General features: G+C 57.7%; 24 protein-coding genes. 21 read left to right on the top strand and 3 right to left on the bottom strand.

The window, feature by feature from the left end:
- Window positions 1-4 precede the first annotated feature (4 nt).
- The 12 genes from C463_RS18055 (at window position 5) to C463_RS13970 (ending at window position 9,365) form a co-directional block, all read left to right on the top strand.
- On the top strand, window positions 5-394 hold the full coding sequence (locus C463_RS18055) for an ArsR/SmtB family transcription factor (RefSeq protein WP_008444919.1): 390 nt from the start codon (window positions 5-7) through the stop codon (window positions 392-394).
- 102 nt (window positions 395-496) lie between these two features.
- Window positions 497-925 carry a low molecular weight phosphatase family protein gene (locus C463_RS13935; protein WP_010890456.1) on the top strand — a complete coding sequence of 143 codons (429 nt, stop codon included), beginning with the start codon at window positions 497-499 and terminating at the stop codon, window positions 923-925.
- A 557-nt stretch (window positions 926-1,482) separates the two neighbouring features.
- On the top strand, window positions 1,483-1,923 hold the full coding sequence (locus tag C463_RS13940) for a hypothetical protein (RefSeq protein ID WP_008444924.1): 441 nt from the start codon (window positions 1,483-1,485) through the stop codon (window positions 1,921-1,923).
- Window positions 1,924-2,140: 217 nt separating this feature from the next.
- The gene (locus C463_RS13945) at window positions 2,141-2,431 is read left to right on the top strand and encodes a hypothetical protein (protein ID WP_008444926.1); all 291 of its coding nucleotides are present in this window, start codon (window positions 2,141-2,143) and stop codon (window positions 2,429-2,431) included.
- Window positions 2,431-2,766: a DUF7558 family protein gene (locus C463_RS13950; RefSeq protein WP_008444927.1), complete on the top strand. Its 336-nt coding sequence runs from the start codon at window positions 2,431-2,433 to the stop codon at window positions 2,764-2,766. Before C463_RS13945 ends, C463_RS13950 begins: the two co-directional genes overlap by 1 nt.
- 49 nt (window positions 2,767-2,815) lie before the next feature.
- The gene (locus tag C463_RS13955; protein ID WP_008444929.1) at window positions 2,816-3,406 is read left to right on the top strand and encodes a DUF7437 domain-containing protein; all 591 of its coding nucleotides are present in this window, start codon (window positions 2,816-2,818) and stop codon (window positions 3,404-3,406) included.
- Window positions 3,403-3,912: a hypothetical protein gene (locus C463_RS13960; protein WP_008444931.1), complete on the top strand. Its 510-nt coding sequence runs from the start codon at window positions 3,403-3,405 to the stop codon at window positions 3,910-3,912. The genes C463_RS13955 and C463_RS13960 overlap by 4 nt, the downstream gene beginning before the upstream one ends.
- 819 nt (window positions 3,913-4,731) lie before the next feature.
- Entirely contained in the window at window positions 4,732-4,938 is a 207-nt protein-coding gene (locus C463_RS18830) for an ApeA N-terminal domain 1-containing protein (protein ID WP_152422423.1), read from the top strand.
- A 2-nt stretch (window positions 4,939-4,940) separates the two neighbouring features.
- Entirely contained in the window at window positions 4,941-6,230 is a 1,290-nt protein-coding gene (locus C463_RS18835; protein WP_239638917.1) for a HEPN domain-containing protein, read from the top strand.
- 206 nt (window positions 6,231-6,436) lie between these two features.
- Window positions 6,437-6,613, top strand: coding sequence for a hypothetical protein (locus C463_RS19290; protein ID WP_008444934.1), 177 nt, complete (start codon window positions 6,437-6,439; stop codon window positions 6,611-6,613).
- Window positions 6,610-7,851 (top strand): IS200/IS605 family transposase, encoded by a 1,242-nt coding sequence (locus C463_RS13965; RefSeq protein ID WP_008444936.1) that lies wholly within the window; start codon window positions 6,610-6,612, stop codon window positions 7,849-7,851. The genes C463_RS19290 and C463_RS13965 overlap by 4 nt, the downstream gene beginning before the upstream one ends.
- A gap of 614 nt (window positions 7,852-8,465) precedes the next feature.
- Window positions 8,466-9,365 (top strand): hypothetical protein, encoded by a 900-nt coding sequence (locus C463_RS13970; RefSeq protein ID WP_008444937.1) that lies wholly within the window; start codon window positions 8,466-8,468, stop codon window positions 9,363-9,365.
- Between the two features lie 604 nt (window positions 9,366-9,969).
- On the opposite strand, the gene C463_RS18840 is transcribed toward C463_RS13970, so the two are convergent.
- The gene (locus tag C463_RS18840) at window positions 9,970-11,070 is read right to left on the bottom strand and encodes a hypothetical protein (protein WP_137695260.1); all 1,101 of its coding nucleotides are present in this window, start codon (window positions 11,068-11,070) and stop codon (window positions 9,970-9,972) included.
- Between the two features lie 255 nt (window positions 11,071-11,325).
- On the opposite strand from C463_RS18840, the gene C463_RS13975 reads away from it, so the two are divergent.
- A complete protein-coding gene (locus C463_RS13975) occupies window positions 11,326-12,252 on the top strand; it encodes a transcription initiation factor IIB (protein ID WP_008444940.1) in 927 nt (308 codons plus the stop codon).
- 108 nt (window positions 12,253-12,360) lie between these two features.
- Here C463_RS13975 and C463_RS13980 read toward each other — a convergent pair whose 3' ends face one another.
- Window positions 12,361-13,590: an RNA-guided endonuclease InsQ/TnpB family protein gene (locus tag C463_RS13980; protein WP_008444941.1), complete on the bottom strand. Its 1,230-nt coding sequence runs from the start codon at window positions 13,588-13,590 to the stop codon at window positions 12,361-12,363.
- Window positions 13,591-13,734: 144 nt separating this feature from the next.
- Here C463_RS13980 and C463_RS13985 point away from each other — a divergent pair, with 144 nt between their 5' ends.
- The 4 genes from C463_RS13985 to C463_RS14000 all read left to right on the top strand — a co-directional run bounded on the left by C463_RS13985 (window position 13,735) and on the right by C463_RS14000 (window position 16,145).
- Window positions 13,735-14,616 carry a biosurfactant protein 1 gene (locus C463_RS13985; protein WP_008444942.1) on the top strand — a complete coding sequence of 294 codons (882 nt, stop codon included), beginning with the start codon at window positions 13,735-13,737 and terminating at the stop codon, window positions 14,614-14,616.
- 138 nt (window positions 14,617-14,754) lie between these two features.
- A complete protein-coding gene (locus C463_RS13990) occupies window positions 14,755-14,943 on the top strand; it encodes a hypothetical protein (protein WP_008444943.1) in 189 nt (62 codons plus the stop codon).
- 91 nt (window positions 14,944-15,034) lie between these two features.
- Window positions 15,035-15,415 carry a hypothetical protein gene (locus C463_RS13995; protein ID WP_008444944.1) on the top strand — a complete coding sequence of 127 codons (381 nt, stop codon included), beginning with the start codon at window positions 15,035-15,037 and terminating at the stop codon, window positions 15,413-15,415.
- 67 nt (window positions 15,416-15,482) lie between these two features.
- Window positions 15,483-16,145: a DUF6735 family protein gene (locus C463_RS14000; protein ID WP_008444945.1), complete on the top strand. Its 663-nt coding sequence runs from the start codon at window positions 15,483-15,485 to the stop codon at window positions 16,143-16,145.
- Window positions 16,146-16,291: 146 nt separating this feature from the next.
- Here C463_RS14000 and C463_RS14005 read toward each other — a convergent pair whose 3' ends face one another.
- Window positions 16,292-21,196, bottom strand: coding sequence for a sacsin N-terminal ATP-binding-like domain-containing protein (locus C463_RS14005; RefSeq protein ID WP_239638918.1), 4,905 nt, complete (start codon window positions 21,194-21,196; stop codon window positions 16,292-16,294).
- Between the two features lie 166 nt (window positions 21,197-21,362).
- On the opposite strand from C463_RS14005, the gene C463_RS14010 reads away from it, so the two are divergent.
- The 4 genes from C463_RS14010 to C463_RS14020 all read left to right on the top strand — a co-directional run bounded on the left by C463_RS14010 (window position 21,363) and on the right by C463_RS14020 (window position 23,217).
- Window positions 21,363-21,779 carry a hypothetical protein gene (locus C463_RS14010; RefSeq protein WP_008444947.1) on the top strand — a complete coding sequence of 139 codons (417 nt, stop codon included), beginning with the start codon at window positions 21,363-21,365 and terminating at the stop codon, window positions 21,777-21,779.
- 104 nt (window positions 21,780-21,883) lie between these two features.
- Complete coding sequence (locus C463_RS14015) at window positions 21,884-22,375, top strand: hypothetical protein (RefSeq protein ID WP_008444949.1); 492 nt, start codon at window positions 21,884-21,886, stop codon at window positions 22,373-22,375.
- 3 nt (window positions 22,376-22,378) lie between these two features.
- The gene (locus C463_RS18070; protein ID WP_080510855.1) at window positions 22,379-22,744 is read left to right on the top strand and encodes a DUF7568 family protein; all 366 of its coding nucleotides are present in this window, start codon (window positions 22,379-22,381) and stop codon (window positions 22,742-22,744) included.
- 77 nt (window positions 22,745-22,821) lie between these two features.
- A complete protein-coding gene (locus C463_RS14020; RefSeq protein ID WP_008444951.1) occupies window positions 22,822-23,217 on the top strand; it encodes a DUF7567 family protein in 396 nt (131 codons plus the stop codon).
- The last annotated feature ends 23 nt before the right edge of the window (window positions 23,218-23,240 follow it).

Below are 23,240 nucleotides of genomic sequence, written 5' to 3' on the forward strand. Positions count from 1 at the left end.
AGCCATGTCATCGACCGAGCGGTTACAACGATATCTTACAGACGAACGCGGTGGCTGTGGTGATGAAGAGGTGGCACAACGACTGGATGAACTTGAAGAGCTTGACGCCGCAGCTGGTGGGCCTGCGCTTGAGGCGGACGTAGGTGTATTATCAGCCCTTGCCAACGAGACGCGATACAAGATTATCCGCATCCTCCACATAGCCGGTGAAGAGCTCTGTGTCTGTGAGTTTTCACCGCTTCTTGATGTCAGTGACAGCGCGATTAGTCATTCACTCTCTCAACTCACTGAGGCTGGACTCGTGACTCGCCGGAAAGACGGGAAATGGCGAAAGTACCAGACTACCATGCGGGGCGACGCGCTCCTTGTCGCACTTAATGGATCCCGCAGATGAGACAACGCCGCACGAGGACACTTGGCAAGTCTATTGAGGAATTTGGTGGTATATATAGTACTCATACGAGGCCTAAAGACCGCGACAAAGAATCGAATAAGTATGTCTGCTGATTCGACGACGAAATTCGGATTCGTGTGCGTACAGAACGCTGGGCGCAGCCAGATGTCGACAGCGTTTGCGGAACGAGAGCGAGAACGACGTGATCTCGAAGATAGCGTCGAAATTCTTACTGGAGGGACCCATCCGGCCGACCACGTTCACGAGGAAGTCGTCGAAGTAATGGGTGAGGAGGGATTCGACCTCTCCGAGCGAACGCCGCGAGAAGTCTCAACTGATGAACTGGAATCGTGCGACATCGTCGCGACTATGGGGTGCTCGACGCTCGAACTCGATGCAGAAACGGTCGATGTCCGTGACTGGGCGCTTGACGATCCCGATGGTCAAGAGATGGAACAGGTTCGGGAGATTCGGGACGATATCGAACAGCGCGTTGTAGACCTGTTCGACGAGTTCAATCCCGACGACTAACAGCTAATCACGAATATTCAAAGAGTCACACCTCAGTTTTTCGAGGCTTAGATTGTAGAACAGAACCAGATTGTTTAGAATCCTCGTCGAGCAATTTTAGCGGCTAACACGACCAGTATCGAGAGAATCGGGGTTTTCTCGATTCGAAGTGCCTCGCTGGGAGACCTCGAGGATCTCAGAACAGGTGACCTATCGAACCGGAGAAATCCAGATACGCCCGATATTGCCATCGTTACCCTGTCGTCGAGCAATTTTAGAGATCACGGGATTATTCCTGAACTCGTCGAGGTATTTTCTACGGCCTCAAATCGGCCCGACGGGGTTCTTCTGCGATTTGAAACCGTCATATCCTCTTGCATATCGCGGATTTCGTCCAAAGGAAGAGGCGATATGCAATGTGCGAAGGCCGCCGGCTCTCTCAGGCCGAGGGGCCGTCATTGGGATCTTGGATTCAGAAACGTATCAGATTTATCGCATAGATTGAGCGGGTGTGTTCAGGTGGAGTCTATTGCCCCCGCGAGGGGGTGGCGGGGCGCATCCCGTGCCCCCGATAGACGATGGCTTCGGAACGACGCAGCGAGACACGATCTGCGCATCAAGCGGCAAGTACCCCGGACGACCAGGCGCCGTGGGCAGACCTTGAGGTAGTGGTCCCGACTGACCGAGATCAAACGTCGGTCGTTGCCCTCGTGGAGTGTGCTCTCGTCGAACTCACGCACGAGGCCGTGGGCGCCGTCTTCGTCTCCCGGCAGGTCGGGCGGTCGACGCGGACGCAGTACGTCGCCAGCGACGACGTCGACGAGCAGTTCCAGAAACGGCACTTCGACGACCGGCTGGGCTGGCACGAGACCACCGTCCCTCGACGGATCGTTCGCGACGAGCTCATCGCCCAGCTCACAGGGTCGCCCTCGACGACGGCGGAACAATCAGGTGAGGGAGCAGCCAGCGAGCCAGACACCTTCGTCGTGAAGCCAGTTCGAGATCTTCGAACCCCGTAGCGGCTAGCCTTAACCAACATTCTCAGCTGAAACCGACACAGTGTTGGTTAACGCTGAGGTTGGACTCCTTTCCTTGCCCCCACCCTCCGCCCGACTCCTCGAATGAGTGTATCCTGGCGGACGGGCGATCCGAGGGGTACCGAATCTGTACGCCATGAGTTGTTTGTCGGCGCCGGGAGGCGTGCAGCGCGCGACAGCGTGCGCGACGTGACTCACCATGCCTGGTCCCGATCCTCACGACGACACGAGTGCCGACTACGAACAGTTCGAGAAAGAACAGCTCGCCCAGGACCGCGACGCCGCCAGCGTCGACACCGCGGACGTCGACGACACGACTGCCCAGAACCTAGTCAACGACCTCGGCTACGCGGACGTCGTCACTCCGGTTCCTGAGGACCAAGTATTGATCCACGAGCCGAGCGGCACCGCATTCGACTCATCGACGCAGCTAGCCGTCTTCCACCGTGGCTGGACGGCCGGCCGCGACGCCGACGCGGAGGTCGAGTGATGCAGCAGACACTCGTCGGCTGCGCGTTCTGCGACGCGCCGCCCGGAACCGAGACTGGCGAGGCCCACACCTGGGGGCAGGACGACCGGGTTACCCACCCGATCTGTGTCGACTGTGCGATTCAGACGGAGCCGGATCCCGACGAGCGCGATCACGTCGCCTGTGACGGCTGTGGGCTGGTCGTCGACACGCTAGCTGCGCTCACGCGGTTCCGCGTGGAACTCGGGCACCTCGAAGGCCCGTTGCAACTGTGCGAGCACTGTAGTCCAGGCGGGCTCGCTACCTACTGGACGCGTGACCTTGAGGAACACCTCGTCACGAGGCCGGCGGAGTGACCCAAACACTCTTTACTGATTCGCTGTAAACTGTAATCAAGAACGATCCGTGTCACGCACCTCAAATCGCGCCGACGGCGACATCGTCCAGGACTTCCTCTCGGTCGCGGACCTCCTCGAGGAGCCACAGCTGGCTCAGCTGTATGCGTACCTTACTCGGGAGGGCGAGGCGACCGTCCAAGACGTGATGGACGACTTGGATCTCGCCCAGGGGACGGCCTACAGCTACGTGAACCGGCTCGTCGACGCCGGCGTCGTCGACGTTACCAACGACGAGCAACCCCGTCGGTACGCCGCCCGCCAGATCGACCTGACCGTGACGACGGCCGCCGGTGACCGCGAGTACACGATTACGCCGGCGCTCATCGACGCCGTCGGGCGCCGCGAGACGGACGCCGACATCGACACCTACATCGACCGCCACGGCGTCGCCGGCCTCGCGACCGCGCTCACCTATGCCGTCGCTCGGGGGCGCGGCGAGGTGACCCACCGCCTGATGGCCGAGGACCTCGATATTTCGCCGCTGGCCGCGGAGATGATTCTGCAGGCGCTCCGCCCTGTCGTCCACGAGCACTACGACATCGAGGAAGCAGGGGCGGGACTCGACGAGCTGGACATCGACGACACTGACGACGCGTGAGCCGGGTCCACATCGCCGACACCGGCCTGTTCGTCGCGATGGGGCAGCCCTCGAACAGTCGGTACCAAGCCGTTCGGCGGTTCGCCCGCCGGAACGACATCACCTTGGTCCTTCCCGAACGGGTGTACGAGGAGCTGACCGTCGACGATCCGGACGTCGAGGACGTGCCAGTTGACACCGCGATCGACGAGGGCTGGGCGACGGTTGCGGCGCCACTCGAGTTCGCCGAGCCTGTCGTCTCACGGGTGATGGACGGGATCCAGCGGTACATCGCGAACGCCGACGACCGGCCCGCCGACGAAGTAGAGCGTGCCGACGCCGCCCTCGCCGCCCTGGCTGCCCAGCATCTCAGTGCGGGAACCGCGACTGAGGTCTACATCTACACGACGGATATCGCGGCCGGCGAGGGGGCCGAAACCGTGCTCGCGAGCGAGGGCTACGGGGATTCAGTGACGTTCGTCAACGGCTTCCGGTTCATCGAGGACCTGGTCGTCGGCGACAGCTGACTGATTGCTAGTCTGATTCGGTGGGAGAGGACATTTGAAAGCCCTCGGCCGCTCGACGTCCCGCGACCGCCGCTGCGCGCCTCGTCCCTGCGGTGCTTGCGGGGTCGGGGGACGACCGAGGCGGCCTCGCCCTTTCTGAGTCCGCCAGGACCGTGGCTGACTGGCCGAGCGACGTGACCGGCTGGACAGGTGTGTACGTACCGGCCCGCCCCGCTCGCCGCTGCCGCCCTCCGCGTCGCTCGCCGGCTATTTGACTGATGACAAACGTTGTATGTGCCAAAGCCGACAGTTGGGAACATATCCACACAAACCGTGTTATTTTCCCAACAATAACAGACATTCAGTTTAACGCGGAGAACGACTGTCTGAGTATATAAGCGAACATCATACTTTCAAGTCACCCCACATCATAGCCCGCTGTATAGAGATTGATGATAGACTCTCTGCGGAAGGTGTTTAATGAGTCTGAATTAGACACCTTGATAGCCAAACTTCTCTTCCTATTGGTTGCTCTATTTTCTTTGTATAATGCAGTCACAACCGGAGTGTGGTGGCACTCAATGCTGTTTTTTATGCTAGTTTTGTTATGTGGGTTACTTATCAGTGGAGGTTATGAGGATATAAAATTCACAGTTATGAAGTTCGTTGGAATGGAGGTCAGTAATTCACAAGAAAGCCGTACTGCGAAAGAAGTGCAGGACCTATTAAGCGATAGTGACGCAAGTGACTTGGAAGAAGTAGATGTGAATGAAACTGAGGGAAGATACCAACTACAGTTCGACCGAGAGTGAAATATGATACAAGACACAATCCAGAATCATGATTGAGGAAAGAGAGTACCGAGGCTATTGGTGGCTCCCTGAGAGTCCTGATGAAAAAGTCGGCGGAATAGCCTCGTTCTCGCCCTCTGAAGGTGTATCCTTAGAATTGTTTTCCTCTCTAAATGAGGATCCCGAATATCTGGGCAGCGATACTGTTTTTCGCCCGGAATTTATTCACGGGATTACAACGGAAGNGTATCCTTAGAATTGTTTTCCTCTCTAAATGAGGATCCCGAATATCTGGGCAGCGATACTGTTTTTCGCCCGGAATTTATTCACGGGATTACAACGGAAGGGGAGAGAGTCACCCTAAAAAACTGTATTCGAGGGAGCTATTCTATGTCCTCTTCACAGGGGGTAGGAGTGACCAGCTCCAGTTACCAAGCAATCTCTCTCCTTTCAGGAGCACATTTTTCAGAGCAAATCAATTTCGATAGATTCCGTGTCCAATTCCCCCTTCTCACAAAGTGGTCGGGAGTCACCGGCGTCAACTATTCGGGGTCTGTTCTTGAAGGAGGAGAAGTATCTGCGGGAGATACGTTTGAGATCACCTATGAATTTCCGGAATCAATTATTGCAGAACTGGATAATGCGGAACTCAAGCTAATTTTTAACGCTGATTTTAATATGGGTCGAGTGGGCGGTGTATCAATTGATGAAGAGGTCTACTTTGATATTATCCCTGATTCAGACCAGATTTCATATGACGATTCAATTAACTACTCTGGAACACTACAAGATTTCATCACCTTAGCAACCGGCAAAGAAGTTCAAGCGTCTATGATGCTCGGACGTTTAGAACGAAATGAGCAGCCAGGATATAATGATGTAGAAATAATGTTTTCTACAAGTGGCGATCTCAAGTTGCCGGATAGTCTCCATCCGCTGAAAGCGAATTTTGTCCTTGCCGATATCGTTGATGACTTTTCTGAGGTTATGAACAATTGGTTTGAGCACTACGAGGAATTAGAACCTGTTTATAATCTCTATTTCAGCGTACAGTATAACTCAGAAATGTATCTTCAAAATCAACTCCTCTCTCTCACACAGGCGATAGAGACATATCATCGAAGAGAAATTGGTGGTCAATATCTCACCGATGACGAGTTTGAGGAGTTTTATGATAATCTTTGTGAGAGTATCCCTGATAGATTTGATGAGAGTTTCCGAGATCATCTGGAGCAGGGGACATTCAAATATGCGAATGAGTATTCTCTCAGAAAGAGATTATCTCAAATGGTTTCAGAACATGAGAATATCTTTGAGGAGCTACCTATGGATATCGAGGCAACCGTGAATGAGATTGTGAATACTCGGAATTATCTGACTCATTATGACGAGAGCATTACTCCCCGGGCTGACACAGATGAACTTCATCCTCTAATTCTACGATTGAGAGCTATCCTCGAAACTGTACTTCTGTCGAATCTAGGAATACCAGAAGATCAGATGGTGGAACGGTTACAACAGCGTTACTCTGAACTCACAAGATCGTAAAATCAGGGTCTTCAGTTCCAGCGGCTTGATTCAACGAAGATAGTCGTCTCGTACCTTACTTCGGTCCATCGTATGCAAATATTCTGTTTTTTGAGCGCCTGCAAAGGGTGCAGGCGCGGTCAATCGAACCTGCACAGCACAGGTGATTCGAGATGCGACACTACCAACAGCAACAGGTGAATCGACAGTCGGAGGCTCGATAACCGATGTCGGTTGACCTCACCGAAATCGAGGAGGCTGAAGTCGACCTAGAAGAGTGGTTGGTCGAACAAGCCGAGGACGGCATCCCCGAAATCGTTCTTGTAGGGCTTCTCCGAGACTACGCGGACGATATCGAACAGCTGGGCTACGTACCGCGAATGTGGGGCGAGTCCGACCGATGAGACGAACCAACTCCTTCGAGGTTGTACCCCAGTCGGAACAGGCCGACACAATCCTCCGACGACTCCTCGATGCGTCAGCGAGCCTCTGGAACCAACTCACCTACGAGCGCCGGCAGCAGTTCTTCGCCGGCGAGAGCGTCTGGGACTGCGAAGACTACTACGACGAGTACGTGGACGTCTTAGGGTCGGCGACGACGCAGCAAGTCACGCGCGTCAACGACGCCGCTTGGCGGTCGTTCTTCGAGACGGTCGAGGAGGCCGCCCAGGAGGTCAGTCCACCCGGCTACTGGGGGAACCAAGCCGATGGCCGCGACTTGCGGACCTACATCCGCAAGGACGCCTACACGATCAGCTGGGGCGAGCGCTCTCGGCTTGAAGTGCCCATCGGCAGCCAGCTCAAAGACGAGTACGGCTTCAGTCGGTTCGAGCGGCTCCGGGTTGCGGTCCAAGGCGACCCGCATTGGCAGGGCGAGCAGGGCCGTCTTCACCTCACTTACGACGACATCAACGAGACGTATCGTGCCCACCAGCCGGTGACGGTCTCCGACCAAGGGCAGGCGACGCCGACTGGTTCGGACGTCGCCGCGCTCGATATCGGCGCGAACGTCCTCGTGGCGTGTACGACGACGGCCGGCGACCAGTACTGCTACAGCGGCCAGGAGCCGTTCCGACAGTTCCGTGAAACCACCGAGCGCATCGCCGACGCCAAGGCAAAGCTGCCGGATGGACAGCAGACCAGCAAGCGAATCCAGCGGCTCTATCGGAAGCGCTCTCGCCGACGAGACCACGCCGTAAACGCGCTCCTCCGTGATCTGGTTGAGCGTTTGCACGACGATGGCGTCGCAACCATCTATCACGGCGATCTCACCGGCGTCCTCGGCGAGTACTGGTCGGTCGAGGCGAACCTGAAAGCCCGCACCTTCTGGGCACACCGGCAGTGTCTCGATCAGCTAGCGAACGTCTGCGAAGAGTACGGGATCGACGTGGCAGCAACCTCCGAAGCGTGGACCTCCCAGACGTGTCCGGAGTGCGGCGAACGCGAGCAGACGCGCCGGCATCGCGAGACGTTGACCTGTCCGTGTGGCTTCGAGGGGCACGCCGACCTCGTCGCCTCGCGGACGCTGCTCGAACAGGCGACGAACACTGCGGTCAGGCCGACGGCACGGCCCGTGCGGTTCCAGTGGGACGACCACCAGTGGTTCCCCGTCGAGGAGGACGCGGTGGCTCCCAACGAATAGCGTACAGACCCGTAAGGTGCCGCCGTGGTGTCGCTGTGACACCAGCGAGCGGACGCTCCGGGGTTCCGGAGTGGATGTCGATCCGCTGGTCGCTCGCTTTTCAAGCTGGTTGTACTTTCAGTACTGCTCTTCTTGGGCGTTGTGTAGCCGCCTATATTCGCAGCTGATCGAACGATTCAGCGGCAGCGTATTCAGCCAGCAGTAGGTTCCTCGGCTGGCTGGTGTGATACTCATCGGCTCGCACCGCTCGCCGCTTTCCGCCCTCCGCGTCGCTCGCGACCGACCATTCCGGACGGTCTGCCTGCAGTAGCGGGCGGACTGCCGGGCTAAAATGAATGTGCCCTCGACGCCAGCGGGAAAGCGCGGGGGGCTGCGCGGCGTGGCTGCTCACCCCCCACGCTTTCTCCGCTGGTCGCTCGCTCCGGGCGGGTCGGCGCGCGGTGCTGGTTGGGATCGCCGCACTCGGGCGCGCTCTCGCTCGCGCCCAGTAGGGCGCTCGCGAAGGCGCGAGCGAGAGCGCGCAGATGGTTCTGTCGGTCGTTGTCGTCGGAAAACCGCGATGTTGGAGCATCGCGGTGTCGGCGCGTGCGCGCCTTCGGTCTTTGGTGAGACCAATGTCAAGTAACAGCTCTAGTAGCAAGGTCGTTACGGTGGATGAACAGGCATTCGAGAAAGCGGGCGGTCAGACGGTCGATGAAGACGGCTTCCCGGTCGTCGACGAGACGCCGGAGTTCGAGGCGGCAGTCAAGCAGGAGACGCAGGCAAAGGTGGATGCGAACCACCCGAACGGGATCGCGGACACGAGCGAGGAACGGATTCACGGTGTCACCCTCGAACAGGAAGAGCGCATTCAGGCGCGGGAAGCAGAACTGGAGCGCATCAGTGCCCAGGCCGAGCTGGGAACGCAGGAGGGCCGGGAGCAGCGCACGCGGGAGGTCGCCGCCCAAGGGAGCAAGCAGCGTCGGCAAAAATTCCAGAAGCGTGCCGCGAGCCTGGATCCGATGGCCGACCCCGAACGAGATGATCCCCGAGCGGAGCTCACCCAAGACGAACTGGCGACGGTGAACACGGAGGCAGACCGACTCGCGACACGGTTGGATGGCTGGTCGCGGGCGGCGATCAGTCGACGCCTGGCCGACGCAGTCGTCGACGGCTCGGACATGACGAGTGCGGTCGTGCGGGTGTTCGAGGAGTTGCAGACAGCCCCGGGGGGCACCGTGCCCATCGACGCCCTCGAGGATGTCGATCGCAAAGAAGTGAGTGTTGAAGGTCAAATCGAGGTGCTTTGGGATAGTGACTCGCCAGCCATCGCTCAAGTTGGCCTCATCGCGGATGAGAGCGGGCAAACGAAGGTAACGATCTGGGAGAAATCGAATGCTCCCTGGGTTGAAGAGGGTGAACGGGTGCGCATCCACGGAGCAGCGAGAAATTGGTACGAAGGACGCGTCTCACTAGCGGTCACTGGCTGGTCGACCCTTCATTTCCCAGAGCGCGGCCGCTGGTGGGACGAATAGACAATCGGAGCAGCCTCTTTTTTATTGAGTGCCGGACCCGACCCAAGCCCCACCTCCCCACCCACCGCTCCGTGCTCGCTTCGCTGCGCGCGCAGCCGAGATCTCGTCTTTGGGCGTGTGTGCTGAGAGAATTGGCCGCTATCGAGACAGGACCAGTTATTTGTCCCTTGGAGGGGTGGAGTTGATATTGAGATAGGATTAGAATATATAAGAAAATATACCTTTTTTGGAAATGCTCAATTGTCAGCTGTATAATCAGTTAGTTGTCTCTGCTTAACTCTCATTTTTGAGGCTCTGTAGAGGTATGTAAAATGCTTGTCACAAAGTAGCCAGAATTCATGAATATTATTTCCGTCATCAAACGTCATTGTGCCCAGTGATTTTGTAGTCTCAAGCTCCCAGGTTGCATATTTCGCTAGTGAGCCACAAAACGCGCACAATCTTTGACCTCCCGCACGTCTCCTAAGCTCGATCAGACAGCTGTTACAAAGCTGAATGTTGCGGTCATCTGTTCCTATAAATCTATATACCTGATTCTGTACAGACCCAGAGCCGCAGTTAGCGCAAGCACGGTCTTTGAAGACCTCAGCAAGTGGATTTGTTTTCACGGGAACTCTGATAAAGTGTGGTTCGTTCGGGAGCTTGGTTTGCTCCGAATCTCCCCCGATCTCTCGTTGTACACCAAGTACCCAGCTTCTTCCAATTCTGAGAGGCGGTACTCCAATGATGACTCTTTTTCTCTAACCAACCTTTTTAAAACTGAGATAGAAATCGTACCTGTCTCTGAGACAATAGTTTTGATTGCTTGTTGTTTTGTCCACCTATTTTGCCACTTTTGTTCATCCCTTCGATCATCAAAATCTGAGGCAATTTTATCGACTGATGCCTCAATGTTCGCGGCACTAGAAGCCAAGGAATCAATGGGGTCCACCTCCCATATCTCACTCGCCTCTTGTCTCTGACTCATGACGCCGAAATCAACTGTGCCGGAGAAGGTATGGGCCATATCCATCTGATCCTCACATTTAATTGTGAAGTCAATATCAAGCGAATTACCATTGTCCTCTAAATAGTCTCGTATTTGATCTGTGTTCATAATCCATCCATCATCATCATCCACGACTACTGGAAACGCAGCGGTGTCGCCCGGTGCGAGGTCTGGTGTCTCCCACTTTCGTGTTTCACCAGCTACTTCCCACTCTGCTGTAATATTATGCGCATAGTCTTCCCCGGTATTTCTAATCACAAATTGGGTAGTGACGGCACTCCGGTTTTCTAAATCACCCGTTAGATATGGTTGGTACTGTTGTGCTAATACTCGCGCCTGGCGATCATATAAGATAACCAAACCAAATGAGAGAGCAATTGAGCCAAAGGCCCCAAAGACAGGAGCCATTATGGTTAATTGATTATCTCCCTGCGAGGGGACGAGATCAATGGTCTGGTTTAATTCTAACACAGCTGTAACAGAGGCCAAGAGGATCGCTCCATAAGCCAACAGAACTCCCTTGCGTAACCACCCTTTTCGCAAGGCACGCCGGATATGGTTGAGGGCATTTACCGGTTGTTTTTCCCCCAAGTCATCAATTACTGGCTTGAATTTCTTCCATACGGGTACGATTATAAGAAAAACCAAAGTGGTTGAAATAACCCCTATGTAGAATGGCGATATCCCAATATTTTCGATTATGGGTACACTTGGCATATCTTCTCTACCAGAGATATTGTTAAGAAAGTTGTTTAATCCAACTGTATTTTAGGTCCGCCAGAGCCCATCCACAGTAAATATAAAATTAAAATTTCAAGATCTTTTTTCCAAATAGCTAATATTATTGTCAGTAAATGAATGAGTCTATTACTGCCTTTGACACCTGAGTCATATCCAAACGATAGCGTTTATTTTCCCTTCAGAGGGTGAGGGGCGCGCCGTTCTGGCGGGTTCCTGAACACGGTGAGACCGATGGCAACCAGAGACATCTACGAGAGCGGATTTGACGAAGACGTCCAAGCCGAACCGACCACAAACCAGTGTCCCGAGTGCGACGGACGAGTCACCACGAACGCGGTCGAAACGGTCTGCGAGGACTGTGGGCTGGTCATCGATGAACAGCGAATCGACCACGGGCCGGAGTGGCGGGCGTACGACGACGAGGAGCGCGAACGAACGGGCGCCCCACTCACTGCTGCTCGCCATGATCGCGGCCTGTCGACGGAAATCGGTCGTGGCACCGACGCGAAGGGGAACGAGATCTCTGGGCAGAAGCGACGGCGACTCGCGCGGATGCGCCGTGAGCAGACCCGTGGTCGCTGGCGGTCGAAAGCAGAACGGAATCTCGCCCACGGGCTGGGTGAAGTGCGCCGGCTGGCGAGCGCCCTCGAACTCTCCAATTCGGTCCGCGACCAGGCGTGTCAGCTCTTTCGGAGCGCTCAGAACGAGGATCTGCTTCGTGGCAGATCCATCGAAGCCATCGCCGCGGCCAGCGTCTACGGAGCCTGCCGGTGTAACGGCCTCTCGCGGTTAGTGGACGACGTCAGCGAGATGGCCCGCGTCGCGGAGTCACGGGTCACGAACGCGTACAAAACGCTGAACGAAGAGCTGGGCCTCCCTGCTAAGCCCGTCTCCCCCAGCATGTTCGTGCCGCGGCTCGCCTCGGACCTCGAGTGTCCGGACGAAATCCGACAACGGGCCCGAACCCTCGCAGAGCAGGCCGAAGAGCGCGGCGTCACGACGGGTGTCCATCCAGCCGGGTTCGCCGCGGCCTGCCTCTACAAGGCCGGTCGCGACAAGGGCCGATGGCTGACGCAATCCGAGGCCGCGGACGTGGCGAACGCCTCGAAGGCGACTGTCCGGGCACACCGAGATACGTTGGAGGAACAGGTCGCCTGAGGCAGTCCACTGTCTCTCCGTCTGTACTGCACATCGGTCTATCCACGCTACGACTTAAACACGAAGACGAACGAAATTCTCTGTAGACTACTCTGTAAGCTAACCCGTCTAAAGAGACGGACCTTCACCATGGACTCCCGCTCTAACCGAATCCGGTATGGGTTTGACTCCGTTCGCGTTCAGCATCCCGGTGTTCAAGCGCACGCCTACGGGTGCGCCTCCTTCGCCGCCAGTTTGGTTGCGAAGGAGTCGATAGCCGATGTTCTTCGATGCGTTGTAGTCCGCGTGATTCTCATACCCACAGGACTGACAGCGAAAAGTGTCCTGCGACGGGCGGTTGTCCTCGTGGGTGAATCCACACGACGAACACCGCCGGGACGTGTTCTTCGGGTTTACCTGCTCAACTTGAATTCCGCGTTCCTCGGCCTTGTACGAGACAAAGTCATACAGGCGGTTGAATGCCCACTCGTGGAACTTGCGGACGTCGGGCATCCGATCTCGGATATCCGTCAGGTCCTCGAAGGCGATTACCGTACAACCGCTCTCGCTCGCTTCAGCGACGAGGTCGTTCGCGATATGGTGAAGGTACTGCTCGAAGCGGCCCGTCTCCTTGCGTCCGACCGCTTGGACATTCTCGTGGGCCCACCGCGAGCCACACTCCTGCAGCGACTTGCGGCGCTCGACGTACTCCTGCCGCCAGTGGTTGAGTTCGTCGGCAGACCAGAACACACCAGTCGAGGTGACGGCTATGTTCTCAATCCCGAGGTCCACACCGAGGACCGTTCCGTTCTCGGCGGGTTTGGGATCGTCCACATCCGCCTTTGTTCGGACGTGGAGGTAGAAATCGCCACGACGGTAGTGGAGTGTCGCGCCTGTCGTCTCCCACCGTTCAGAATGCAGGTACTTCGAGTGGGGCGTGTCACGGGCCCTGTCGGGCAAGGCGTACTCGACGGTGACACGTCCATCGACAGTAGACAACACGGCGTGGTCGTCGTGGAACGTGGCGTTGCGCTGGTTGTATTCGCAGAACGGCGAGGAGAACGTCGGAATCGAAGCGTACTCGCCGTTCTTCCACTCGGCGACGACGCTCTTGAGCGCGTCAACAGCACGGTTACGAGCCGATTGGACGTGGTTGCTGTGGAGTCGCGTCTGCTCGCGAACTTCGTCATAGGTCATCTCATGCAGGGCGGACGAACGGGTTTCAGCCCATTCGCCGTCCCACGCAGCGTCCACGACGTAATTGGCTGCCCACAGGAACTCGCCAATCGTCTCGTGAAGCAGGTCCGCCTGCTCGTCAGTCACGTCGAGTTTGACTGGGACAGTCCGACGGACCTCCATGCAACTCACAACTCGATCTATGCTTAAATGTATTAATATAGTCAGGTGGAGAATGGAGTCTTCCACCGGCAACGGCGGTAGCGTAGGCAAGCGAAAACAATCCTTCCCTCAGCTGCGAGGTCCGGTTTCCGCAGGGTGGTATCTATGAACGGTCGTTACTCCGACTTTGAGGAACTGCGGCCGACCGGCGAGGCGTCCCACATTCCGGATACGCGGCTGGACGACGGGTGTGAAGGTGACCCCCGACGGCAACGCGTCGCGAAGAGCACGGGGGGTTACCCCGATGCGCCGACGGTAACCGACGGCGAGTGCCGGTCCTGTGGGGCGTCAGTCCCAGACGGGCAGACGAAATGCCGGTTCTGTCTCACCAACCATCTCGGAAGTGACGCCACTAGAACGAACGAGACAGCGTCGACGACGTTCCTCGGTATCGTCCACCTGATCGTCGAGTCGACCACGTTCTACGGCGCCGTGGCGAAGGGCGGCGCCGCGGCGAACCTCCTCTCCGCCAACGAGGCGGAGCCGGCCGTCGACGACTACACCCTCATCTACGATCTCGACGAACCACCGGCGCGCCAGCTGGTCGAGCAATGGCCCTCACTCCCCGACGCGGTACAGGTGGCCTCAGAGGAGGGAGAGCGGCTTCTCAGTGCCGCCCGTGACCGGGCTGGGTGGCACGAGCAGGGAGCGTCGGAGCGTCAGGAGCAGGCCCCGACGCGGCTCTACGACCAGCGTGGGGACGGCATCCGCGACGCGTCGCGTCTCGGTGCGGTCCTCGACGACGCCGACGACGCGGTGTGGCTGGTTCCAGCGATGGCGCTGACCGAATCCACTGGCGCGGCTGCGGCTGATCGCCAGGTGTCGTCGGTACCGACGACGCAGGAACTCGACTGTCAAAACTGTGGACGGGCGACCGACCACCAGTTCAAGACCCACGAGTCGGTCCCGAATGGGGTGTGGACGGGGCAACCGATGTGGGAGTGCCGGGTGTGTGGCTCGGCTCGCTACGGACCCAGTCTCGAGTAGGGCCAGTGCTGGGCATCGATTAACCAACACCCTGCGAGTAGTGTCGAGGTTCGTTGGTTAAGGCCGCGAGCTCCTGCAAGCCCGACGCCAGTCTCGATGGGGAGTCGTTCCGCGCCGGCGAGCGGTGAGGCGCTTCCGATGGAGCAAGAGTTCAAACAAGGGTACCGGATGCATCGTATACTCAGCAATCTCAACCGACTCGACGTCGACCGGTTGGACGACGCGGATCGAGAGCGAGTCGAGTCGGCGAGAGACCTCCTGGAAGAGGTGAGCCTTCTCACGAGGCCGGGCGACGAAGCCGGGGCGGATGCCCACGCAGACTCCTAACTGGAGTCGCCGGCCGCGCCTCGGGAGGCACCTCTCGCGTCTGTTTTTCGCCCCCGACAGGGGTGCGGGGGCGACCCCGTGAAGTCCAGATATGGCGACACTACAAGCTGCGACGACGTCAACCGGCGCGATCGTATCGGATCCGCAGGCAGTCCGCGAGCTCTGTGAGAGCTACTGCTTCGGGACGCTCGATTGGGAGGTTACCGAAGAGGGAGAGCTCACCATCTGGGGGTACGATGACTTCGAGGTGTACGAGGCGCGGGAGAACGGCCTCCCGGACTACGAGGGCGGTATCGTGACCCACGAGTTCTTGCGAGAACTCGCCGACCACCTCGAAGCCGACGAAGAACTCGATATCCAGACAGCGGGGTTCACCAAGTGCCGCTTCCCAGTCCTGGCCAAGCGGTACGTCGTTCGCGACGGCGAAGTTCTCCACGCGGACCTCGGTTCCCTCAGCCCGATCGACGAGTAGCGTTGTTCGTCCCCCGGGAGGGGTGCGGGGCGATCCAGTCGCGGTCGCTCCGTGAGGTGATTGCTCGATGGGACACCGCGCACTTGTTGCGTACGAACGCACAGACGGACAGTACACGCTCCACTACAGCCACTGGGGCGCAGCGAACCTGAAGCTCAAGCACCGAATCTCGGCTGAGTCGCCGTTCGGTGGCGACGACACCGACTCAAAGTGGGCGAAACAGTGGGTGGCGGAACTGGCCGATGGCCTCGAGGCAGATTCGGTCGACGGCTACCTCGCCGGCGAGGATCGACCGTCGACGGTCGTCGAGCCGAAGCCTCGCGCCACCGGGCTCCCCCTCGACGAGATTGTCGCTGACCATCTCGACTACCTCCACCACGAGGCGTTCTTCGTGGTGTCGACGACGTTCGAAGTGACCGCCTATCGGACGCTGTGGTTCGGTCTCCAGTACGACTCGGAGACAGTCGAACAGGGGGAGACGGTCGGGAATGGCGCGCTCGCGACGGTGCGTTGGTACGACGGCGAGCCGGTCGGCGATGGCCACCTGCAGGGACAGTTCGCGACCCTCAAAGACGTCGTCGGCGATATGCTCGACAAAGGCGTCTTCACGCCGTCGACGGCGAGGCAGTACCTGAAACGGAAACTGGCCGAGCGAGTCGGAGACCGACAGGAGCTGCTCATTCCGACCGGAGAATCACCCTTCGAAAAGGCGAGTCTCGACAAGCTGTAGAAGATTTTCTACGTAGCAGAACGGCTCTCCTCACCGGTTCACAGAAAATAATTGCTCTCGACCGTTACTCAGTCGGTGGTTGACTTACTCTATACAAATCGGGGGCGAGATGGTGCATTTTTACCTCGAATAAGGCACCTGAGTCTTCACTCCTCCCAGTGAATTGCGCGCTCAACAACCTCTTGATCTTCCGGATGGAACTCCGAGAGCTTCACCTGAACTTCCCGACTCTGTGACCGAACGGTTCGCTCACGCGAATCGAGCGTTGAGAACGGATTCGGGACCTGAATTAGTCTTGCATCGCCGCTCTTTCCGGATTCGAGCTCCACGGCGACGTAAAGATAGTACGCTTCTCGGAGGTTTTCGTTTCGCGCCGACTTCCACTCATTCCAGCTGACCGACGGCCGCCGCGTGTTCGAACCGGACGATTTTAGCTCGATACACCGTTCTGGCTCGCTCGTGTCCCGAGCCACCACAAGGAAGTCAAACCCTGGATATGGCTTGGATATCACGCCCCGCTCCTCCAATGATTCGAGAACTGGGCCGGCGATGTCGTCATTCCTCGCTTCAAGATACAGATCACGGGTGTGGACGTCATGGATGTACTTCTCCGGTTCCGTACAGCCCTCCTCGCGAAGACGCTGGAGTTCAGCGTGGTACGTTGCTTCCATCCCAAACTCATCGACTTTGTCGATATAGTTCGCTGTCACCTTGGTCTGTCGTGACGACGACTCCCCGGAACTTCCACTACTAGTGTTCCCGGATGCTTCCGAGTGTGAACTGCCACCCGTAGCCGTGTTCCCGACTGAGAGCGTGGAACTGTCGCCAATTCCATTCAACTGTTCAGCTGACGGTACTCGTGACCCGTCCCGAACCGTTGTACCAGAATCAGAGGATTCAGATGAAGGTTCACCCGAGTTCGCAGATCCAGTAGCGGTCGACTCGTTGTCATTCGTCGTGATCTGCTCGCCGTCAAATCCGGTGCTGGCGACAGTTTCAATTTGAGGTTGTTCCGCTCGTCCCTCGTACGCTGCCCGTCTGGCCTCAAGCTCTCTCTGGCTAGCTGGCGCACCAGCTGCCTCCAGTTGCGATTGCATCGCCGTCACGTCGGGCGAATTTTGTAAGAGTACGTATAGCGACTCCCAGCTTCCTAAGCCGTGATACTCTGCAAACGCTTTTGAGATCGTTTCCATCGGAGCATCCCGAATCGGATCGGAGCTGTCCGCAACGACATACACTCGCATCCGATTCCCGTGCTCGTCCCGCTCGATGAAGTACTCCGCCGGCCGCGTCAAAGGATCCGTTTTCCGGCTATTCCGAAGCTCATAATTGACCTTCAGAGAGCCAACGAGGACTATTTGATCGGCGAACCGGGACAACCCAGTTGCGTCCTCTTGCTGGCTGCTCCGCGTCGCTTTCAACCGACAAAGTACGTATGGTGCTGCTACGTCCAGCCATTCCTCTCGAAATCGCTCTGTCACCGCAATACGTTCCTCGTCGATCTGGGGCGTCTCCTCAACGGCCTCGACCAAGTCGATCATCCCAAAGTGCTTACCGATCGCCGGCGTATCCTCGCGAGTTAATACGAAGATAGGAACCGCCAGTTCCTCAAACCGTAATGCTTCCTCGTGACTCCGCGTAAAGTACGTCTCTGAAGCCTCGTGGAACTGTATCTCATCACCGGCCATAGAGGGGACCGGTACCGAATTGAGCCCGGTTTCATTCGGATTCCATCTTGAAGACTGGATCTGACCTTGATTGTCGAGAGGCGGCAAGTCCTCGCTCAGATTGCTGTACGCCGCCTCGATTTCAGAGAGATAATATGCGCTTGGACCAGTCTCGTTCCCCATTTCCCTTACGACCGATCTGATTCGTTCTGCAACCGTTCGGGCGTCCTGTGGCGAGAGAGTCCGTGTCTCAACACGCCGCCGAATCGATAGTGCATCGAGTAGATCAGGAGCATTTTCAGCCAGTTCCCCATACGCTTCTCGGCGGAGCGTCGGTAAGAGCGGATGTCGACTGTCGCCGATGTCAACCGAGTATCGCTGTAAATCCCTGTAGTTGAGTAACCACGCGTCCTCAGGGGGGACTTGCCCGAGCGTACTCGGCAACCAGGGGGCACGCCGGAGCTGCCAGAGCCAGAGATTCGGTAGGACGCCTTCAATCTCGTCCTGATCGAACAGGTAGGTCGTCTGATACCGGAGTCGGTTGTTGGAATAGAGCGCGACGGTTGCGTCCGCGTGCTCCGAGATCTTCCCCCACCACGTGTACAGGTGCCCCATCAGCAGTTTGCCGAACTCCGGATCCTTCCCTGCCTCGAGTAGTGCGTGATCGTACTCTAGTCCATTGACTTGCCAGATGTACGGTCGCTCCCCGTCATCTTCGCTCACCGCATCGTATGCAGCAGACTCCAGCTTCGTCAGGTACGTATCGAGGTCGCCTTCGGAGAGCGTACTCGGACTGAACTGGCTCTCCGGATCAAGCGTGGAATTAGACCCAGGATCGATGTGTTCCGTGGCGCTGTAGCGGTGTGACTGGGTAGGATGGAAGAACGGTGTGATACGAATATGCTCGCAGACCCCGACCCACTGGAAGAACTCACGCCACTTCGACCAGTCGTCAGAGTCGTCTAGCCCGAACTCCCTCGGCGGTGCCAGCACCGGTGGCGATACCCCTGCCGTCTGGAGGAGTTGCTCTACTCGGCCCGCAGTGGGCTTGTTACGCTGCCAGCTCGCACCGAAGTATACCTCATAGGCACGCGCCCACCCCCCATCCGCCGTTGGGACCGGAAGCATACATAAGTCGTAGTAAGGATCGTTGCTGCGGTACGTGTACGGTAGCGGCTCCTTCGGGGAGGCTGGCGGTTTCCCTGTCGTGCTACTCGTCGCCAATCGCTGGACGAACTCGAGTACCTCTGGATCACGTAGCGGGCTGTCGTCGACGTCGCCGGATGATGGCCCTGGGAGGAGCGGGAAGACACCCTTTTCGGCAATATCCTGGAACCCGAAGTCGTTGATGTCCCAGAGTGCATCCAGAACGCTCTCGTACTCCCCGCCATCGAGGAGCTCAGTCCGAGCATCCGAATCGGCCTTTTGAGAGCCCTCTGTGTAATAGAGTTCATTCGGGAACAGACGAATCCCCGCGAGTGCATCCGTCGGGACACTCTGTTGTGGTGGGAAGAAGCATTCGACCGACTCCGGCGTCGGCTCGTGTTTGTAGTACTCGCCGTGAGTTCCAACCAAAGGATCGCCGACCGGGAACCCCGCTTCCGCCCGAGCAGCCTCAGCGAGCCGTCGCTTATCCGCACTGTCAGTAAGCGTTAGCCACGTTTCCGCCAGAGCGAACACGATAGGGTCGACTGTAAGTCGCTCAGGCGCATCTCGATACTGAAGGATGGCATTTTCGTCCGGTGCGGCACCGAGAACAGCGGGGGGGTGATGGGGCCTGAGTCGAGTTGCCCCCAGCTCTTCAAGGATCGCAGCAACATCGTGTTCGAGTAGTGGTGTTGCGGGGAACCAGCCCCCTATTTCAGCGTCATCGTTCACCAGCTCAAAACGGTCTTGCCCGTACACCATCGCCGTAAGAGGACCGACTCGCGCTGCGTCCGGATGCGTGTATGGAAGAACAACTTCAGAAAGCGACCGCCGATCCGCGTCGGACGTCGAATCGCCAGACGCCACTTGTTCTAACCGAGGAACAAAGGCCACTCCTTCGAAGGCATCCTGAAGTGCCTCCACAAAGCAACGGTTCACCGGGTTTGTCCGCGTCGTCTCGTCGGCGTTTACTGCCGTAAAGTCAATCGTCCGGAGGAACTCGTCGAGCGCCGTATCGGTCTCTTTAACGAAGGATAGGACGTCGGCGGCGAGGAGGTCGGCCACCCGCTGAAACAGCCAGCCATTCAACCCCATGACGGCACCAGTTTCCGGGTTAGTTGGCATATTTAGACTTCTTCGAGAGGTGCTCACCTGGAATGTCCCGTTCAGCAGTGCGGGAATAGGGCTTCGCTCCTCAGTCGGCAAGAAAACGTGGACAAACGGGCGCTCATTCGCGTCATCGCCGGCAAATAACGGTCTGAGAGATGTATTGTTGTCATCCTCGAGTCTAAACGCGACACTCAACCGCAATTTACCGATATCGTCGAGAATAGCCGAGTCGATTCCTGCAAACGACCGATCCGGAACATCGTACTCGCGGGCGAAGGAGATGAGTTCTTCCGAGGTCTCTTCAGGAGTGTCCGGATCAAGATCACCACGTCGTTCGATCCCGATAACGGATGCTGCGGTATTTCCTCGCCAGTCCCGCCGGGTCTTCTCCCAGACGCGTTGACGGTCATCGACGACGAACTCGACACGATCCGTTTTCGGAAGCAACGCAACAGTCTCCCGCGTGACCTGCTCCTTGAACGTCGACTCAATCGTCTCGAAGATCCGTTCTTGACTCTCGTCTTTGAGCGGCAGTCGAAACACCGTCGAATATCCTGTTTTGAGCAGTTCCGAAACGCGAGTACCGGGTTCACTTGGGAACGGAATCGACATCAGCGGGACGTTGTGGATCTCTTCGTCGGTCTCGACGCCCTCCTTACGCAGTTTTTTCTCGATCTCGTCACGTGTCTTTTCCCGATCGAACTCGGCAGCAAGCAGCCCGCCACCATTTTGCGAAAAAATCGCCGGGTTCGATGTGATATCTAGAATCGAGGTAAAGCCCCTCCCCTTGTGCCCGATAGTGGCTTCATCACCTTCGTCACCTTTCGTTGTCTGTGTGAGCGTCGTAATTGCATCCAGATCCGCAGCATCGAATGGCCGCCCATTGTTGGCAACAAGCAGACAATCTCCGCGCAGTTCGAATCGAACCTTTCGTGGCTTGTCGCTATCTTCCGGCATCTCGTCATCCGCATTCTGCAAGAGTTCGAACACAAACCGTCGACTATAGTCTGCACTATCCGCCGCCTCCAGTTTGAAGTCCTTACTCACCAACGGCGGCTCATTCGCATACGTTCCCAGCTTCGTTTCTCGAATATCCTGCAGATTATTGATAGCCCGTTGTTCCGCCATTATCCCCATTCAAACACGTCACACGCATAACGTTGAGGCACTAGCGAACCGGCAATCAAGGTCAGCATTTGGGTACAGATTGCAGAAGAACCGCTTTCAGGAACCATTCAGAGGAGCTGTTTTTCAGGGTAGCAATGGGTGAGCCCCGCCATAGGCTCGTGATTCGATGACCACAGAGGACGACCCGTTTCACGACTGCGAGTTGGATCCCGAGGCGATCCTCGGGACACACACCTTCGAAGACGTCCTGTTCACCGACGACACGGAAACTCCGGTGAACGTGCTCACCGGTGAGACACCGGCACATTCGCAAGCAACCGTCGAGGAAGCGAAGGAGTTCGCTGCGAGTATCGATACGGGGATGCCCCAGATCGCCCTTCCAGCTTCTGTCGAGTCGCAGGTCGAAACACAGAACAAGCCCTACACGGCGGCCGCATTCTTCCACTTCAAGGCGACTGGCTCGCTCGAACGGCACCGCGCCTACCACGCAGCCCACAACTCGGACGCGTTCGCCGTCGATTTCGAGGCCGACTACGAATCGGGCGATCTGACCATCACTGTCGAACGAGCGGACGAAGCCTGAGAATCCGCCGTCACGACGAGAGTTTTTCGAGCGCCGGCGATGGGTGCCGGCGCAGCTGGAGCGAGCAACGACCCCCGGTGCGTCGGCGTTTCGAGGTGTTCAAGATGCACATGGTGATTTACGCTCTGGTAGAAGAATCGACCCACGACGACGCCCTGGCCACCGGAAAGGCGGTGTTCAACCGCTTGGTCGGGACGGACCCACACGCCGGCGCCGTCTTCGACTACCACGTGACTTTCGATGAGGAGGACACGTCCGTTGCGGGGACGGCGCGATGGGGTGAGTTGCCGACTGCAGCCCCCGTCGACTCCGATGACGGCCAAGACCTGCTTGAGCGTGGCTGGGAGGCGACGAAAGAGGAGTTCGAGCGGAATCTCGACCGGGTGAGGGAAGCACTTGACGAACTCTCCGACGAGGAGATCATGCGCGACGAAGATCTCGCTCGGCACGCGTTCCACCAAGTCGGCGCCTACGACGGGCCAACGATCTTCCTGTATAACGAATACGCGAACGGTATCCGTCACCGTGAGCAGCTGGATCGAGTGCTGGAGGAGAGCGAGGAACTCTGGATCGTGCCCGCCGACGTCCACTTCTAACAGATGTCCCGGATCACAAATTGGAAGCGCGAGAGTCGCACACCCACACTCGCATACCGGAATACCGAGACCGGAGCTCAAGCTGTCTTACACCGAGCACCGGGCTCGTACCGCTACAAATGGCGTGGCGCAATCCTCGTCGACGGCTACCCAGTGTGGTCACGGGGGTACGAGACGAAAGACGCCAAATCGTTCCGTGACGAGCTCCGTGACCGGCCAGCGCCCGAACTGAGTTGTCCCGAGTGTCTGAACAGCGACGTGGCAATCGGTGGGAAAACGGCTGACGGCGCGAAGATTCAGCGCTGGTTCGAGTGTCGGAGCTGTGGGTACGAAGCATCCTCGCAAATCGTGTACGGCGCTGAGCGCTGATTGATGTGAGCGTATCTGCGGTGACGTTTATTTTGGGCCGGAATGGGTGGCCCGTCTCAATCGGGCCAGATCCATAGATGAGTCTGGAAGTCATCGACCGCCACAGCGAAGCACTGTTCGAGTTCCTCTGGTGTCCCGTCTGCGGGCACCAGGTATTCAGTCACATTCCCTTCGAAGGAGTGTTCTGCAAGAACTGCAACACGCAGGTCGAACTCCAAGAGTCTCGAGAGACACGCGGCTACGAGGAGGCCGTGCTCGCCTGCTTCAACACCGACTCGACCTGGAACCTTCACGTCGACGAGAAACTGCGCCGCGACCTACCTGATGGGTCGGCGCGCGTGAAGGTCTTCGGCGCACCGGGCTCCTACGAGGTCGACTGGTGGAGTCCAGCACCTGGGGAGGACTGGGAACCGGTCGAACGTGGTGAATTCGACGACGTGGAGGAACCAGACGAGGTATCACATCTCGCGTAGCGGATTGCAATCCCGCAACGACT

It is taken from the genome of Halorubrum californiense DSM 19288 (assembly GCF_000336875.1).
GTDB lineage: Archaea > Halobacteriota > Halobacteria > Halobacteriales > Haloferacaceae > Halorubrum > Halorubrum californiense.

Bases quoted from the DNA above. Each gene is read 5' to 3' on its own strand.
- C463_RS13940 (WP_008444924.1), top strand. From the start codon at position 1,483: ATGGCTTCGGAACGACGCAGCGAGACACGATCTGCGCATCAAGCGGCA.
- C463_RS13995 (WP_008444944.1), top strand. From the start codon at position 15,035: ATGGCGACACTACAAGCTGCGACGACGTCAACCGGCGCGATCGTATCG.
- C463_RS13945 (WP_008444926.1), top strand. From the start codon at position 2,141: ATGCCTGGTCCCGATCCTCACGACGACACGAGTGCCGACTACGAACAG.
- C463_RS18840 (WP_137695260.1), bottom strand. From the start codon at position 11,070: ATGCCAAGTGTACCCATAATCGAAAATATTGGGATATCGCCATTCTAC.
- C463_RS18055 (WP_008444919.1), top strand. From the start codon at position 5: ATGTCATCGACCGAGCGGTTACAACGATATCTTACAGACGAACGCGGT.
- C463_RS13990 (WP_008444943.1), top strand. From the start codon at position 14,755: ATGGAGCAAGAGTTCAAACAAGGGTACCGGATGCATCGTATACTCAGC.
- C463_RS13965 (WP_008444936.1), top strand. From the start codon at position 6,610: ATGAGACGAACCAACTCCTTCGAGGTTGTACCCCAGTCGGAACAGGCC.
- C463_RS13970 (WP_008444937.1), top strand. From the start codon at position 8,466: ATGTCAAGTAACAGCTCTAGTAGCAAGGTCGTTACGGTGGATGAACAG.
- C463_RS13980 (WP_008444941.1), bottom strand. From the start codon at position 13,590: ATGGAGGTCCGTCGGACTGTCCCAGTCAAACTCGACGTGACTGACGAG.
- C463_RS19290 (WP_008444934.1), top strand. From the start codon at position 6,437: ATGTCGGTTGACCTCACCGAAATCGAGGAGGCTGAAGTCGACCTAGAA.
- C463_RS13975 (WP_008444940.1), top strand. From the start codon at position 11,326: ATGGCAACCAGAGACATCTACGAGAGCGGATTTGACGAAGACGTCCAA.
- C463_RS14000 (WP_008444945.1), top strand. From the start codon at position 15,483: ATGGGACACCGCGCACTTGTTGCGTACGAACGCACAGACGGACAGTAC.
- C463_RS14010 (WP_008444947.1), top strand. From the start codon at position 21,363: ATGACCACAGAGGACGACCCGTTTCACGACTGCGAGTTGGATCCCGAG.
- C463_RS13950 (WP_008444927.1), top strand. From the start codon at position 2,431: ATGCAGCAGACACTCGTCGGCTGCGCGTTCTGCGACGCGCCGCCCGGA.
- C463_RS14005 (WP_239638918.1), bottom strand. From the start codon at position 21,196: ATGGCGGAACAACGGGCTATCAATAATCTGCAGGATATTCGAGAAACG.
- C463_RS13985 (WP_008444942.1), top strand. From the start codon at position 13,735: ATGAACGGTCGTTACTCCGACTTTGAGGAACTGCGGCCGACCGGCGAG.
- C463_RS18070 (WP_080510855.1), top strand. From the start codon at position 22,379: ATGTCCCGGATCACAAATTGGAAGCGCGAGAGTCGCACACCCACACTC.
- C463_RS14020 (WP_008444951.1), top strand. From the start codon at position 22,822: ATGAGTCTGGAAGTCATCGACCGCCACAGCGAAGCACTGTTCGAGTTC.
- C463_RS14015 (WP_008444949.1), top strand. From the start codon at position 21,884: ATGCACATGGTGATTTACGCTCTGGTAGAAGAATCGACCCACGACGAC.
- C463_RS13935 (WP_010890456.1), top strand. From the start codon at position 497: ATGTCTGCTGATTCGACGACGAAATTCGGATTCGTGTGCGTACAGAAC.